13 protein-coding genes are annotated in these 14939 nt (G+C 71.0%); 7 read left to right on the top strand and 6 right to left on the bottom strand.

Going from position 1 to position 14939, the window contains the following annotated elements:
- The first annotated feature begins 101 nt into the window (after nucleotides 1-101).
- The 3 genes from ACXKZF_RS16220 to ACXKZF_RS16210 all read left to right on the top strand — a co-directional run bounded on the left by ACXKZF_RS16220 (nucleotide 102) and on the right by ACXKZF_RS16210 (nucleotide 3175).
- Nucleotides 102-1259, top strand: a complete 1158-nt coding sequence (locus ACXKZF_RS16220; protein ID WP_488984908.1) for an acyltransferase family protein — start codon at nucleotides 102-104, stop codon at nucleotides 1257-1259.
- A gap of 113 nt (nucleotides 1260-1372) precedes the next feature.
- Nucleotides 1373-1531 carry a hypothetical protein gene (locus tag ACXKZF_RS16215; RefSeq protein ID WP_156459090.1) on the top strand — a complete coding sequence of 53 codons (159 nt, stop codon included), beginning with the start codon at nucleotides 1373-1375 and terminating at the stop codon, nucleotides 1529-1531.
- A gap of 156 nt (nucleotides 1532-1687) precedes the next feature.
- Nucleotides 1688-3175: an SDR family NAD(P)-dependent oxidoreductase gene (locus ACXKZF_RS16210; RefSeq protein ID WP_488984907.1), complete on the top strand. Its 1488-nt coding sequence runs from the start codon at nucleotides 1688-1690 to the stop codon at nucleotides 3173-3175.
- 102 nt (nucleotides 3176-3277) lie between these two features.
- Here ACXKZF_RS16210 and ACXKZF_RS16205 read toward each other — a convergent pair whose 3' ends face one another.
- Nucleotides 3278-3685 (bottom strand): NUDIX hydrolase, encoded by a 408-nt coding sequence (locus ACXKZF_RS16205; protein ID WP_488984906.1) that lies wholly within the window; start codon nucleotides 3683-3685, stop codon nucleotides 3278-3280.
- A gap of 239 nt (nucleotides 3686-3924) precedes the next feature.
- Here ACXKZF_RS16205 and ACXKZF_RS16200 point away from each other — a divergent pair, with 239 nt between their 5' ends.
- The 3 genes from ACXKZF_RS16200 (at nucleotide 3925) to ACXKZF_RS16190 (ending at nucleotide 5461) form a co-directional block, all read left to right on the top strand.
- Nucleotides 3925-4308 carry an LPXTG cell wall anchor domain-containing protein gene (locus ACXKZF_RS16200; protein WP_488986018.1) on the top strand — a complete coding sequence of 128 codons (384 nt, stop codon included), beginning with the start codon at nucleotides 3925-3927 and terminating at the stop codon, nucleotides 4306-4308.
- 107 nt (nucleotides 4309-4415) lie between these two features.
- The gene (locus ACXKZF_RS16195; protein WP_488984905.1) at nucleotides 4416-5048 is read left to right on the top strand and encodes an acyl-CoA synthetase; all 633 of its coding nucleotides are present in this window, start codon (nucleotides 4416-4418) and stop codon (nucleotides 5046-5048) included.
- Nucleotides 5045-5461, top strand: coding sequence for an amino acid transporter (locus tag ACXKZF_RS16190; RefSeq protein WP_488984904.1), 417 nt, complete (start codon nucleotides 5045-5047; stop codon nucleotides 5459-5461). The genes ACXKZF_RS16195 and ACXKZF_RS16190 overlap by 4 nt, the downstream gene beginning before the upstream one ends.
- 666 nt (nucleotides 5462-6127) lie before the next feature.
- Here ACXKZF_RS16190 and ACXKZF_RS16185 read toward each other — a convergent pair.
- From ACXKZF_RS16185 to ACXKZF_RS16165, 5 genes are all read right to left on the bottom strand, one after another.
- A complete protein-coding gene (locus ACXKZF_RS16185; RefSeq protein WP_488984903.1) occupies nucleotides 6128-7165 on the bottom strand; it encodes a zinc-dependent alcohol dehydrogenase family protein in 1038 nt (345 codons plus the stop codon).
- A gap of 348 nt (nucleotides 7166-7513) precedes the next feature.
- Nucleotides 7514-10345 carry a discoidin domain-containing protein gene (locus ACXKZF_RS16180; RefSeq protein WP_488984902.1) on the bottom strand — a complete coding sequence of 944 codons (2832 nt, stop codon included), beginning with the start codon at nucleotides 10343-10345 and terminating at the stop codon, nucleotides 7514-7516.
- 631 nt (nucleotides 10346-10976) lie between these two features.
- Nucleotides 10977-12356: an adenylosuccinate lyase gene (gene purB / locus ACXKZF_RS16175; protein WP_055952432.1), complete on the bottom strand. Its 1380-nt coding sequence runs from the start codon at nucleotides 12354-12356 to the stop codon at nucleotides 10977-10979.
- 27 nt (nucleotides 12357-12383) lie between these two features.
- Nucleotides 12384-12890, bottom strand: a complete 507-nt coding sequence (locus tag ACXKZF_RS16170; protein WP_488984901.1) for a low molecular weight protein-tyrosine-phosphatase — start codon at nucleotides 12888-12890, stop codon at nucleotides 12384-12386.
- 337 nt (nucleotides 12891-13227) lie between these two features.
- On the bottom strand, nucleotides 13228-13632 hold the full coding sequence (locus tag ACXKZF_RS16165) for a phage holin family protein (RefSeq protein WP_488984900.1): 405 nt from the start codon (nucleotides 13630-13632) through the stop codon (nucleotides 13228-13230).
- A 97-nt stretch (nucleotides 13633-13729) separates the two neighbouring features.
- On the opposite strand from ACXKZF_RS16165, the gene ACXKZF_RS16160 reads away from it, so the two are divergent.
- Nucleotides 13730-14803: a histidinol-phosphate transaminase gene (locus ACXKZF_RS16160; protein WP_488984899.1), complete on the top strand. Its 1074-nt coding sequence runs from the start codon at nucleotides 13730-13732 to the stop codon at nucleotides 14801-14803.
- Nucleotides 14804-14939: the final 136 nt, after the last annotated feature.

Genomic DNA, 14939 nt, shown 5'->3' with positions numbered 1-14939 from the left:
GTCTGCGCGACTCCACGTGCTCAGGTCGACTCCAACGGTGTCGTCGATGATCACGCGGTCGCGCTCGCACACGACGAGGGGAGGCGACCATCACCAGCACGATGACCGCGCCCGTCGCACCCCCGAAGGCAGCCGCTCCCGGCCCCCTCGATCACGTCCGCAACCTGCCGTCGCTCACCGGGCTGCGCTGGGCGACGGCGCTGCTGATCTTCGGCCACCACCTCATGGCCGTGAACTACTTCGGCGGCAACGCCGGGGTCGTGTGGGGCGTGCTGTTCGAGGCCGGGAAGACCGGAGTGACGCTGTTCTTCATCCTCTCGGGCTTCGTGCTCGCGTGGGGATACAAACCGCAGCAGACCGCCCGCTCGTTCTGGTGGCACCGCGTCGCGCGCATCTACCCTCTGCACGTCGTCGGTGTCGTGCTCGCGCTGATCGCCGCGGCGACCCTCGTGCCCGAGATCCGCACCGACGGCGCGGCGCCCCTCGTCGCCAACGTCTTCCTCGTCAACGGCTGGGTGCCGGATTGGTGGCAGGCCGGCAACCCCGCGAGCTGGTCGCTCGTGTGCGAGGCCTTCTTCTACCTGAGCTTCCCCTTCCTCATCCGCCCCCTCGTGCGGGCGTCGAACCGAATGCTCACGGTCGTGGCCGTGGCATCCCTCGTGCTCGTCGCGCTCGCCCCGCAGATCGCCGCCTTCGCGCCGGGCGTGCTGTCGTCGGCATCCACCCCCCTCCTGCGCCTGCCCGAGTTCGTCATCGGCATGACCCTCGCCGTGATGATGAAGCGGGGGGAATGGATGCCGTTGCGCCTCAGCCTCGCCGTGCCCCTGGCCGTCGCGGGCTACGCGCTGTCGGAGGCGCCGATGGTGCCGGGCACCGACATCCACCCGGGGCTCGCCGCCACCGTCGGGTTCTACGCGCTGCTGGTCGCATCCCTCGCGAACGCCGACGCGCGGGGGCGGTCGACGTTCCTCGCCCGGCCGCTCTGGCAGGAGCTCGGACGCGTGTCGTTCGCGTTCTACCTCGTGCACCTGCTCGTCATCGCCTCGGTGTCGTCGGGCTGGCCCGAGGGGCACCCCGAACTCCCCTGGCGGCAGGCGGTGCCGCTCGCGCTCGCCGCCTTCGGCATCGCGCTCGCCATCGCGTGGGCGATGCACAGGCTGATCGAGATCCCCGCGCAGCGGTGGCTGCTGCGGTACGACCGGGACCGTGCGCGGCGTGACTCTTCTCGGCAGGCGGCGGAGGTCGGCGCAGCGCGATAGACGCATCGCTGTGTGCTGCGCCTGCATCGTGTCGCGGACGCCGACGCGCGAGACGGCCCGGCCGGGGCTCCGCATCCTTGAATCGCCGTCGCCCGTGTGGCTAGGCTCGCCGGATGTTCTCCGGACTCGCTGGACCGCACCTGCTCATCATCATCCTCACGTGGGGGCTGACCCTCGCCGTCATCGGCGCGGTCGTCTACCTCGTCGTCCGCCTGGCGGTGCTGCACGCGCTCAAGGCGCACACGCGCTGGGTCGACGGCGGGAAGCAGTAGCCCGCCGGTCACCAGAACACCAGACGCGTCGAGAACAGGAGGATCGGCGCCGCTCCGGCCTGTTCCCGGGGCATCCCCTGTTCCCGTCGCCGCCCCTGGCGACCCGCGACACGCCCGGCCCACCCCGCGTTCAGCAACGCTCCGATACGATGCCCCGTGCCCGAAACACTGCTGAATCCCGATCGCGAGGCCGGAGCCGTGGCATCCATCGACCCGCACGAGCTCGAGATCGCGCTGCGCGTCATCGACGCGGCCTCCTCGCTCGACCCCGAAGACCCGGCCTACATCGCCCTGCGTCGCCAGACCGGCAAGCTCTACAAGGACGTCAAGCGGCAGTCGCGCAAAGAGAAGCGTCAGCGCATCGCCGATGCGGACCGCGCAGTCGTCGCCGCCACCGCGACCGGAGCCGCCGACCGCATCGACGACGAGACCCGCGGCATCCCCTTGGCCGCCCGCACCTCGATGCCGTTCGCGGGCGAGCTGATCAAGGCACGCGCCTGCTACATCTGCAAGCAGGACTACACCCTCGTCGACGCGTTCTATCACCAGCTCTGCCCCGATTGCGCGGCGATGAGCCACGAGAAGCGCGACGCCCGCACCGACCTCACCGGTCGTCGGGCACTGCTCACCGGCGGTCGCGCCAAGATCGGCATGTACATCGCGCTGCGGCTGCTGCGCGACGGCGCGCACACCACCATCACCACGCGCTTCCCCCGCGACGCCGTGCGCCGGTTCTCATCGCTGCCCGACAGCGCCGAGTGGATCCACCGCCTCACGGTCGTCGGCATCGACCTGCGCGACCCCGCCCAGGTGATCGGACTCGCCGACTCCGTGGCATCCGCGGGTCCGCTCGACATCCTCATCAACAACGCAGCCCAAACCGTGCGGCGCTCGCCGGGTGCCTACAAACCCCTGGTGGATGCCGAGTTGGCGCCGCTCCCCGACGGTCCGCTGCCCGAGCTGCTCACCTTCGGCCACACCAACGACGCCCACCCCCTCGCGCTCGCGCAGTCGGTGTCGGCGCACCCGATCCTCGCGTCGGCGGCGCGCACGGCCGACGAGCTCACCGCCGAGGCCATGGCCGCGGGCTCCTCGTCGCTCGACCGTCTGGCCGCGGGCACCGCGATCGACGCCGGCGGCCTCGTGCCCGACGAGGACCGCATCAACAGCTGGACGCAGCACGTCGACCAGGTCGAGCCGCTCGAGATGCTCGAGGTGCAGCTGGCCAACATGACCGCGCCGTTCTTGCTGGTCAGCCGCCTGCGCCCCGCGATGGCGGCATCCACGGCCGACCGCAAGTACATCGTCAACGTCTCGGCGATGGAGGGCGTGTTCGGCCGCGGCTACAAGGGCCCCGGCCACCCGCACACGAACATGGCGAAGGCCGCGCTGAACATGCTGACGCGCACGAGCGCCCGCGAGATGTTCGAGAACGACCGCATCCTCATGACGGCCGTCGACACCGGCTGGATCACCGACGAGCGCCCGCACTTCACCAAGGTGCGGCTGGCCGAAGAGGGCTTCCACGCTCCGCTCGACCTCGTCGATGGCGCCGCCCGCGTGTACGACCCGATCGTGCGCGGCGAGGCCGGCGAAGACCTGTTCGGCATCTTCTTGAAGGACTACTGCAAGAGCTCCTGGTGAGGTCGCGTTCCACCGCGGTTGAGTGTCCAGAACACGTCGCGCGGGCGGGAGCTTTGCGGCGTGTCCTGGACACTCAACCGCGGTTGAGTCGCGCGGGGGCGGTCAGGCGGGCAGGAAGTACTCGCGCGCCAGCGGGGCGATCTCGATTCCGGATGCCGTCGCGGCGGTGACCCAGCGCAGCTCGGCGATCTCGGCATCCGGGATCGGCTGCTGGTCGCCGATGTCGACACGGAACACGTCGGCGACGACCTCGAAGCCGGGCTCGTTCGCGGCGCTCGCGGTGAAGCGCCCGAGGGGCTCGAGATGTTCGGGCGCGACGCGCAGGCCGACCTCCTCGGCGAGTTCGCGCGCGAGGGTCTCGGCGGGCGTCTCGTCGGGCTCGGGCTTGCCCCCGGGCTGCATGAACGCCGTCGTCCCGGCCTTGCGCACGACCAGCAGCCGGCCGTCGGCGTCGGTGATCACCGCAGCCGAGACGTGGATGCGGCGCGGGGGGATGGCATCCGGAGTCACATCGGCACGGTAGCACCCGCGCCGGCCGCGTCGAGGAGGTCGGCGGCCGCCGTGCCGAAGGTGGTCACGGGTTCGGAAAGTCCCCTCGATCGCGTCTCGCCACGTCGGAGGAGACCGCCGAAGGCGGGTGGAACGCCTCGGAATGGATGCCATCGTGCGCAATTCATCGTGCGTCGCCGTCGATTCCTTGCGCAATACGGGCGTTTCACGGCATCCTCGACAAGGAGGTTGATCGCGTGATGACGAAGACGTTGGCGGCGGTAGTGGTGGCATTGGCCCTGGGGTCTCCCCTTGCCGCGCCGAGTACGCCCGGAGAATCGACGGGCGACTCATTGCTCATCTCGGTCGAGATCCCCGCCCGCACCGGCGCCCCGACGCCCCCGCCGACGACGGCGCCCACCGCGACCCCGTCTCCGACGGCGGTCCCCACCCCCTCGGCGTCGCCGGCCCCGACGTCGGCCGCGAACCCCGGCCCGGCCGACCCGGGATCGGATGCCGCGAACCCCCGACCCGGTGCGCTTCCGGCCACGGGCGGCGAGATCGCCGTGGGCGGCGCCGTGGTCGCGCTCCTGGCGCTCGCAGCCGGACTCGCGATCCGCGCCCGTCGTCGCCGACGCGTCTGAGGCGAGGGGCGGCGGACCCACTGATTCGCCGTCGAGGTTCCGCGGAGGCCGCACAGGTGCCGAGGAATACACTGGATCCCATCCATTCCGCTCTTCGGGGACCCTCCGTGACCTCTTCCTCCACACCGCGCGCCTTCGACGTTCGCCACCTGCAGCTGGCGCGCGCCGCCTTCGCGGCGCTCGCGGCCATCATGGTCACGTTCTCGCCGGATCACTCCGCCGTCCTCGGGCTCGGCGTCTTCAGCGGTTTCGCGCTCGCGACGGGACTGGTCTTCGCGCTTTCCGCGTGGCTCGTGTTCCCGCGCGGGGAGCGCATGATCCCGGTGCTCCTGGCATCCGTCTCGATCCTGGCCGGCCTCGTGTCCAGCGTCGGAGCGTGGCGCACGACAGGCGTCTTCTTCGGCGTCGTGATCGCCTGGGCACTCGTGTCGGGCCTCATCGAACTGCTGGGGGCCCTCCGCGACCGCAAGGCGGGGCGCACCGCGGGCGTGCGCGACGGGATGCTCATCGGCATCCTGAGCATCGTGCTGGCGGCTGTGCTGCTGCTCACCCCGGCGCAGTACGCGCTCGACTACGACATCACCGGTGCGGGGTCCTTCACGCTGACCGGCATCACCATCGCCGTGGGACTCTTCGGCGGATACGCGGCGGTCGTCGCCGTGTTCCTCGCGATCGCGGGCTTCTCGCCGCGCCGCCCCGAGCCCGTAGCGGCCGTATCCCCTGAGGAGGCCGCGTCATGACCGACAAGCCCACCACGCGCAAAGACCTGATGAAGCCCGTTCAGCTGCTTGGGCTGGCCTTCGTCGCCGCCCTGTTCGCCGGCTTCGTCACGCTGATGTCGATGGGGTTCTTCCAGACGCGTCCCGCCGACCAGATCCAGAATGCCCTGATCGTCGCGCTCGTCGCGGCCGGTGCGACGTTCATCGTCGTGCTCGTCAGCGTCGCCCTCATGCTTCTCGCCGTCGATCCCGCCAAGGTCACCGCCACCGTCGATCGTCCGCTGCTCCTGCCCAAGGATGCTCCGGATGCCACCACCCCCGGCGCCTCCACGGCCGCCCCCGCTGCAGGGGCTGCGGGCTCCGCGGCGTCTGAGCAGCCCGTGCGGCCGGCGGCCGAGAAGCCCGACGACGACGCCGCCACCCCGAAGGCCTGACGCCGGCTGCGCGCGCCTGCGCGTTGCGCGCCTGCGCGAGCTCTCGCGCGGTGACGGGGGAAGGGTTCGGTGCGGCGCGGTGACGAGCGGAGGGCTCGGTGCGGTGCGGCGCGGTGACGAGCGGAGGGCATCGGGTGAGCGGAGGACTCAGCGAGGGGGGCTGATCCTCCCTTCGCCGTATCTCCTCCGCTCAGCACCGGTTCTCGCGGCGTGCGTGCCCGCGCTCGGCCCCGTGCTGCGCCTGGTTGCGCTCGTGCCCTGCTGTGGTCCGCCGTCGGCCACGCGCGTTGCGCGCCTGCGCCCGGCGGTGACGAGCGGAGGGCTTCGGGTGAGCGGAGGACTCTGCGAGGGGAGCTGGTCCTCCACTCGCCGTATCTCCTCCGCTCAGCACCGGTTCGCCTGCGCTGCGTATCGCGCCGGGGCCCGCCCTGTTCCGTATCCGACCGCGCGCGGTTCGGTCGCGGCGCGGCGGGGTGGCGAGCGGAGGACTTCGGGTGAGCGGAGGACTCAGCGAGCCGAGCTGGTCCTCCCTTCGCCGTATCTCCTCCGCTCATCACTCGACCGGCCCAGCCCCGGTCGTGCCGCGCACCGCCCCGCTCCGCCCGCGCCGCGAACCGTTGCGGCCGCGCGTCAGTCGCGCCGCCGCGGTTAGTCGCGCCGCCGCGGTCAGTCGCGCCGAGGGTCGATCATCGTCATGCCGGCCGGTGACGCGGAGTCCATGGTCGGCAGCAGCCGGGCCGCCTCGCCGAGGCCGACGACCCGCTCGATGAGCTCCTGCGGGCGCAGGGCACCGCTCTCGATGAGCGACAGCATCTCGGGGTAATCCACCGCGGCCATGCCGTGGCTGCCGAGCAGGTCGAGCTCCCACGCGATCACACGGGCCATGGGCATCGCGCTCATGCCGTCGGGCGTGGGCAGCAAGCCGATCTGCACGTGACGACCCCGTCGGCGGAGGCTCAGCACGGCGTCGCGCGCCGTCTGCGCGCTGCCCACCGCGTCGACCGAGACGTGGCTGCCACCGCCGCTGAGCTCGTGGACGGCAGCGGCGATATCCGACCCGGCCACGAGAGTGTGCTCGGCGCCCAGCCGTTGTGCTGCCTCGAGCGCCGCCGGCGTCCGGTCGACGGCGATCACGCGGGCCCCGAGGGCCGCGCCGATCATCACCGCGCTCAGACCCACTCCACCCGCGCCGACCACCGTGATCCACTCGCCGGCCTGCACGCGCGCGCGGCCGGTGAGCGCGCGGTACGCGGTGGCGAAGCGGCATCCCAGGGCCGCCGCCGCCTCGAACGAGACCCCGTCGGGGATGCGGACGACGTTGGTGTCGGCGGCTCGCAGCACCACCCGCTCGGCGAACGAGCCCCACTGCGTGAAGCCGGGCTGCTGCTGGTCGGGGCACACCTGCGCATTGCCGCTCAGGCACCACTCGCACGCCCCGCACCCCATGACGAAGGGGACCGTGACACGATCGCCCACCTGCCACCGCTGAACGCCGGCACCGATCTCGACGATCACGCCCGCCAGTTCGTGGCCGGGGACGTGCGGAAGGGAGACGTCGTCGTGCCCGACCCAGGCGTGCCAGTCGCTCCTGCACAGCCCGGTGGCGAACACCTCGACGACCACGCCTCCGTCCGGGGCGCTCGGCGCCTCGACGTCGCGCACCTCGAGGGGCTCGGCCAGGGCGTCCATGATCATCGCGCGCATGGCATCCATTGTCCCGCCCCGGTGCCGCGGTCGCCGTCCGGCGTCGGGAGGGAGTGCGCTCGCTACGCAGCAGCCGCCCCGGTGCCGCGGTCGCCGTCCGGCCTCGGGGAGGGAGTGCGGTCGCTACGCAGCACCGCTCCGATGCTCCGGTCACCGTCGCCCTCCGGCGTCGGGAGGGAGCACGGTCGCCACCCATCAACCCGCTCCGGTGCCGCGGTCATGGCGGCCGTCCGGCAACGGGGGAGGAGGCGAAGCGCGGTCGCCACGCAGCAACCCGCCCCGACCGGGGGTGGTCGGGGCGGGTCGCGAGGGCGGGAGGACGAGGCGTCGGGTCGCCTCGCCCGCCGGTCAGCTGCAGCTACGCGCCGTGAACGGCACGCTCTGCTCTCCCTGGGCGCCGTCGACCGAGGTCTTCACCGTCACCGCACCGGCGACGATGGAGGCCGCGCGGGTCGACTGTGCGATGGAGGTGGTCGAACCGGGAGCCATCGCGGTGAGGGTCTTGCGGCCCCACTGCGAGGCGACCTCGACGGTCGCGGGAGTCGTCTCTTCGTTGCGCAATGTGATGAGCAGCGTCACCTTTCCGGCGATGCAGCGAGAGGTCACCGTGGTGGTGGCCTTCGGTGCCGCAACACCCTCGGGAACGACGATCTCGGGGATCTTCAGGTACGAACCCGGGGTGGCGAACGTCAACCGCAGGCCGGTCGCGGCCACCTGGGTGAACGCCAGGGTCGTCTCGCGGCCGTTCGTCACCGTCGGGGCGGCGCCGGTCAGGGTGACCGGCTTCCACTCGTTGGAGGTCGTGCGGTACTCGGCGGAGACGCCCGTGACCGAGCCCTCGATGTTGGTGAACTGCACCTTGTCCAGACGGTGTGTGGCGCTCGTCTCGAGGGTGAACGTCGCGGAGTCCTTGAACCCGGCGTCGGTCCACGTCGACCACTGCGTGTTCTGCCGGCCGTCGCAGGCGTTGCCCGCGGGCAGAGTCGCCCACTTCGTCTGGGAGAAGGATGCCGAGACGGTGGCGTCGGTGCCACGGCAGACGTTGGCGGCAAGGGCGTTGCCCCAGATCTCCACCTCGGCGATCGACTGCCACGTGTTGGCATCGCTCGTGAGGCGCAGGCGCAGAGCGCTGGATGCCGGCAGTCCCTTCCCGTCGAGAGTCACAACGGGCGCGGCTGAAGCGGCATCCTGAGCCAGGGTCGTAGCGACCGTCGTGTCCTGCCAGGCGCCCGCGGCGTCGCGATACTGCACCTGGATGCGCGACGGCCAGGTCGCGGTGGCGCCGTCCTTGTAGGTGTACACGACGAGGGAGTCGAAGGTGCGGTTCGTCCCCCAGTCGAACTGGAGCCAGCTGTTGCGCGGGTAGCCGTTGCCCGTCCAGTCGTCCCAGCCCTTGCCGGCGCGGTTGCCGTCGGTGATCGTGCCGACGAGGTCGTTCCGGCTCGAGGCCGTGACCGTCGCCTCGGGGGCGATGTTGGCGATGCCCGGCGTCGTCACGGTGATCGTGCGCTGGAAGGTGCGCCCCACCGTGAAGTTCGCGTCGGCGGCGAGGGTGCCGGTGAGCTTCTGGGGTCCGAGCACGCTGGTGTCGACGGTGCTCCAGGTCACGGCGACGGCGGAGGCGGTGCCGTCGGTGTCGACCGACACCGTGCTGGGCAGCTGCGGCGCCTGACCGCGGAGGACCGTCGTCGGCAGTGCCGTGGTGACCTTCCACGTGCCGTGGCCGAAGCCCTTGTCGTCCCAGTACGAGGCGTCCCACCCGGTGCCGTAGCGCGCGGGGTCCTCGGCCGCGGGGTTGTGCATCTCGAGGCGACCGTTCTCGCCCACCGTCAGCGGCAGCCAAACGTAGGTCGAGTCGGCCTCGCCCTCGTTCCAGCGATCGCCCATGTAGATGAACTTGCCCGGCTCGAGCTCGAACACGTTCGTCGTCTGCGAACCGAAGGTCGTCCGCCGTGCATCGCCGATCGAGAGCAGCCCGTCGCCGCCGTCGGGGATGGAGTTGTACAGAACCTTCTCGTTCACGTCGTTCGCCTCGATGCCGCGGATCCACGTGCCCATCAGGTTCTTTGTCGTGTAATACGTCTGCGGGTTGGGTGCCCATCCGGTGGCGCCGGAGGTGACGACGCTGTACGTGCCGTCGCGCTCGAAGATCGCGGGGGCCTCGAGGTGGCCGCACTCCTTGACGATCTGGAAGTCCTCACCCCGCACCGGCGCCTCGGGAGTGCCGTCGGCGAAGATGTAGGGGTAGCGGCCGTCCTCGGAGTACTGATTCACGTCGAGCGTGTCCGTGCCGGTGGTGTGGGTGACGTTCGTGTACGAGTCGTCGAGCTCGGCGACGTAGAGGCTGTAGTTCTCCTCCGACGAGTACGAGATGTACGCCTTACCGTCGTCGTCCTTGAACACGGTCATGTCGCGCGCCTGGCCGGGCACCGCGTACTGCGTGCACGCCTGGTAGTTCGAGCGGTTGGGCATGCGGAAGGCGCCCGTCATGCGGAACGGTCCGGCGGGGGAGTCCGACACGGCCACGGCGGCCATCGAGCGTGCGTAGGTGCTGCCGCCGGGCTCGATGCGCCCGTCGGCGTGCCACCACATGACCCACTGGCCGGTCTTCTCGTTCTGCAGCACCTTGGGCCGCTCGAAGATCGCCGTGTAGTCGGAGTTTCGCGTCGAGTTCAAGTGGTACGCGAGGGCATCGATCTTGTCGTTGCGAGGCTGGCCGGCATCGTCGAGGGTGTCGTAGAGGTCTTCGAAGTACGGCGTCAGCAGGTCGTCGCGCGTGCTGATGCTGCGCAGGGCGTCGCCGAGGTTGGTCCAGTTCTTGGCATCCGTCGACCGGTACACCGCGACGCCGGGGCTGTTCCAGTAGCCGTTGGTGCGGTCTTCGCCGTACCAGTAGTAGACGGTCTGACCGTTCTCCTCGGTCGTCACGACCTGGCCGCCGTGCGCCTGGATGTGCCGCCCGTCGGTGTCGTACCACTTCGGCTGGAAGTAGTCGGCGGCGCTCATACCGGGGTCGGCGAGGGGCTGGAATTTGTCGTAGGTCACGGGTGGATCGATCCGGGGCACCCCGTCGTTCGGGTTCGTCGGTACGCCCGTGGCGGCGACCGCTGCTAGCGGGGATGCCAGGGCGGCGGCCAGAACAGCGGCCGTTGCGGCCGCGAGGAGGCGGCGTGCGGTCAAGGGGCGTCGATGCGTCATCGCGTCTGTTCCGATCCGCGCCGCGACGATGCGGCGCACGGGTGACCCGGGGGTCGGGGATGTTGACGTCAACACCCTACGGGGAGGTGCTGGCCCGCGTCCAGCCTCGTCTTGGCCGGCGCATGCGGCAGCACCTGCCGAGTGTCCAGGACGCGCCGCTTCGTCGTGCCGGGGGCGGCGTGTCTTGGACACTCAACGGGGGGAGGGGTGCGGGGGTGTGGGGCATGCGCCGGAGACCCGTCGAGTGTCCAGGACGCGCCGCTGCGTCGTGTCGGGTGCGGCGTGTTCTGGACGCTCAACAGGGCGAGGGCGAGGGCGAGGGAGCGGTGCGGGGGTGTCGGGCGCTCGACAGGGGGTACTCACGGGTGCGGGGCACGCGTCGGAGACCCGTCGAGTGTCCAGGACGCGCCGCTTCGTCGTGCCGGGGGCGGCGTGTTTTGGACGCTCAGCAGGAAGAGCGGCGCAGCGGCAGGCGCGCGCGACCCACCGGTCGAGCGACCGGGGGTGAGGCGCGCGCGACCCACCGGTCGAGCGACCGGCGGTGAGGCTGGCGCCACCGAGGGGTGGAGCGACCGGGAGTGAGGCTGGCGCGGCGCGCGGGGAGCGGACGGGCCTACAGCGCGTCGACCACTCGCGACGCCAGGCCCGCGTAGGCGGCGGGCGTCAGGGCGAGCAGGCGCTGCTTCGCGGCATCGCCGATGTCGAGTCCGCGCACGAACTCGGCCAGCTCGGGAGCGCCGACGCGGCGACCGCGCGTGAGGTCCTTGAGCAGCGCGTACGGGTCGGTGATCTGCGAGCGACCTGCGGCGATCTCGGCGCGCACCACGGTCTGGATGGCTTCGGCGAGCACCTCCCAGTTCACGTCGAGGTCGGCGAGAAGCACGTCCTCGGCGAGCGAGATCTCGGTGAGGCCGCGCTGCAGGTTGTCGAGCGCGAGCAGGGAGTGACCGAACGCGACGCCGATGTTGCGCTGCGTCGTCGAGTCGGTCAGGTCGCGCTGCAGACGGCTGGTGACGAGGGTGGATGCCAGGGTGCTGAAGAGTCCGCCGGCGATCTCGAGGTTCGCCTCGGCGTTCTCGAAACGGATCGGGTTGATCTTGTGCGGCATCGTCGACGATCCGGTGGCTCCGGCCACGGGGATCTGGGTGAAGTACCCGAGCGAGATGTAGGTCCAGATGTCGGTGGCGAGGTTATGCAGGATGCCGCCCGCGTGACGCGCGCGGTCGTACAGCTCGACCTGCCAGTCGTGCGACTCGATCTGCGTCGTGACCGGGTTGAAGCCCAGGCCGAGCGACTCGATGAACTCCCGCGTGAGCGCCGGCCAGTCGACGTCGGGCTCGGCGGCGACGTGCGCCGACCAGGTGCCGGTGGCCCCGGAGAATTTCGCGAGGTACTCCCCGGCATCCAGCTGGCGGATGACGCGCTCGAGACGCCATGCGAAGACGCCGATCTCTTTGCCCATCGTTGTGGGCGTGGCCGGCTGACCGTGCGTGCGCGAGAGCATCGCGGCGTCGCGGTGCGCGACGGCGAGCTCGGCGAGGGCGGCGGTGACCGAGCGGAGCTTGGGCAGCCACACGCGCTCGACCGCGCGCTGCACGGTGAGGGCGTAGGCGGTGGAGTTGATGTCTTCGCTCGTGCAGGCGAAGTGCGTCAGTTCGGCGAGGCCGGTGAGCCCGAGGCTGTCGAGACGGTCGCGCACGAGGTACTCGACGGCCTTCACGTCGTGACGGGTGACGGCCTCTTTGGCGGCGAGCCAGGCAATCTCGTCGGCGCCGAAGTCTTCGTAGAGGGCGCGGAGGCGCCCCCGGTCGGCGTCGGACACGGGAGAGGTGCCGAACAGGGAGCGGTCGGTCAGGGCGAGCAGCCACTCGACCTCGACCTCGACGCGGGCGCGGTTCAAGCCCGCCTCCGACAGGTAGTCGCCAATCTCGGACACGGTGGCGAAGTACCGACCGTCGAGCGGGCTGAGGGGCTGCGGAGGCAGAGAGGACACGGGTCTCCCGAGGGTCGCGCGAACGGGTCAGCCCGCGGAACGGATGGCGGGCTCGAGCTGTCGGAACAGGGCTCGGCTTGCGCGTTCGATCATACCGAGCACCTCGTCGAACATCGGGGCCCCCGCGTAGTACGGGTCGGGTACGTCGGGGGTCTCGGCATCCGGAAGGAAGGACTGCAGCAGCGCGATCTTGTCGGTGTCGTCGTCGCTCTGCGCCCAGCCGCGCAGCACCCGTTCGTGGCTGCGGTCGAGCGCGACGACGAGGTCGTTGCGGGTGAAGTCGGCGTACTGGAACTGCCGCGCGCGGTGGGCCGCGCCGTCGTAGCCGAGGCGATCGAGGGCGGCGATCGTGCGGTGGTCGGCGCGCTCGCCGACGTGCCAGTCGCCGGTGCCGGCGGAAGTCGACGAGACGTGGGCGCCGAGTCCCGCGGTCTCGGCGAGACGGCGGAACACCACCTCGGCCATCGGCGACCGACAGATGTTACCGCTGCACACGAACACGACGCGGAAGGGCGCGTAGGCACTCGCGGTCATCCCTCCATCATGGCGGGGACGCGTCGTGTCCGCACCCGTCGATTCCTGGCGGAGCACGCCAAGTCGCATCCCGGACGACGGAGGTTGAGCCCGTCGAAGCCTCCGAGCACGCGCAGGTTGCGGTCCCTTCGGCGGGCTCAGGGGCCTGGGTGGGCGGCATCCCGGACGACGGAGGCTGAGCCCGTCGAAGCCTCCGAGCACACGCGGGTTCCGGTCCCTTCGACGGGCTCAGGGACCTGGGTTGGCGCGCGGGTTGCGGTCCCTTCGACGGGCTCGGCGACCGGGGCTGGCGTGCGGATTGCGCTCCCTTCGGCTCGGGAACCGCGGACGCGGGGACTCAGCGGCGCTCGCGCTCCTCGCGGCGCGGGCGCAGGATGCCGCCGAGCACAGCGTTGATGATGCCGATCAGGAGGGCGGCGACCACCGTCAGCCAGAACTCGCCCGTGCGCAGGCCCCAGTCCCAGTTCTCGGTGATGACCGCCGTCAGCCACAGCAGGAAGCCGTTGATGATCAGCGAGATCAGCCCGAGCGTGAGGATGTAGAGCGGGATGGCGACGATCTTCACCACGGTGCCGACGATCGTGTTCACGAGGGCGAAGATCAGTCCCACAAGCAGCAGCGTGAGCAGCACCTGCACCCACTCGCCCGGGGCGAAGGGGATGAGGCGCACCTGCAGCGCGGGCAGCAGCGTGACGATCCAGATGGCGAAGGCGTTGACGGCGATGCGGATGACGAAGCGCATGCCCCCACCCTGGCACGCGAGGGACACCGCCGTCAGGGTCTCGCGGCTGGGGAGGAGGGGCTGACGAAACCCGGGGGCCCACGGATAGGCTCGCGGGGTGAGCGAACAGCCGGTCCTGCCCCGTATCCGTCCCGAGATCGCCGCCCTCCCGGCGTACCGACAGGGTCGGCAGGCCAGCCCCGACGCCTTCAAGCTCTCGAGCAACGAGAACCCCTTCGAGCCCCTCCCAGGTGTGCTCGAGGCGGTCCACGCTGCGGGGGCCTTCAACCGATACCCGGATGCCACGGCGGCACGCCTGCGCGAACGACTCGCCGCGCGGTACGGCGTCTCTTCCAACGAGGTGCACGTCGGCGCCGGCAGCGTCTCGCTGCTCGCGCAACTGCTGCTGGCGACCTCCGGCCCGGGCGACGAGGTCGTCTACGCGTGGCGCTCCTTCGAGGCGTACCCCTCGTTGGTCGCGGTGACCGGCGCGACCGGAGTGCAGGTGCCCCTCACCGCAGAGGCGCGGCATGATCTGCCGGCCATGGCCGCCGCCGTCACCGAGCGCACGCGCCTGGTGATCGTCTGCAGCCCCAACAACCCCACCGGCCCGACCGTCGGCTACGACGAGTTCGCGTCGTTCATCGACGAGGTGCCCCGCGACGTGCTCGTCGTGCTCGACGAGGCGTACGCCGAATTCGTCACCGACCGCACCTCGGTGGAGGGTGAGCGCGTCCGCGCCGTGCTCGACCGGCCCAACATCGTCGTGCTCCGCACGTTCTCGAAGGCCTACGGCCTGGCCGGCCTGCGTGTCGGCTACGCCATCGGCAACGAGGCGGTGCTGAACGCCGCCCGCAGCACCGCGATACCCCTCTCGGTCACGGCCGCCGGGGAAGCCGCGGCGCTTTCGAGCCTGGATGCCGAGAGCGAGCTGCTGCACCGCGTCGCCGTCATCGCCGAACGGCGCGACCGGTTGGTCGACCGTCTGCGCGCGACCGGGTGGGACGTGCCCGACGCGCAGGGCAACTTCGTCTGGCTCGCCGCGGGGGAGCGCACGCTCGAGGTCGCGGCGGCGTTCGAGGAGGCGGGTCTCATCGTGCGCCCGTTCGCAGGCGACGGCATCCGCATCTCCATCGGCGAAGAGGAGTCGCTGGAGCGCGTCGTCGAGGTCGCCGCGGCGACGGCGCCCTGAGCGCGGCACGTGGCCGCGGTCGTTGCGGCACCCCGGCGGCTTCGACAGGCTCAGCCACCTCGCGCAGCGATTTCATTGGGTCGCTCCTAGGTCCCTGAGCCCGTCGAAGCGACCGGACATTGACGCGGCGCCATCC

The sequence above is a fragment of the Microbacterium sp. ABR10 genome (assembly GCF_057812175.1).
The sequence above is the reverse complement of the archived record's forward strand: the minus strand, read 5'-3'. Positions and strand labels throughout refer to the sequence as shown.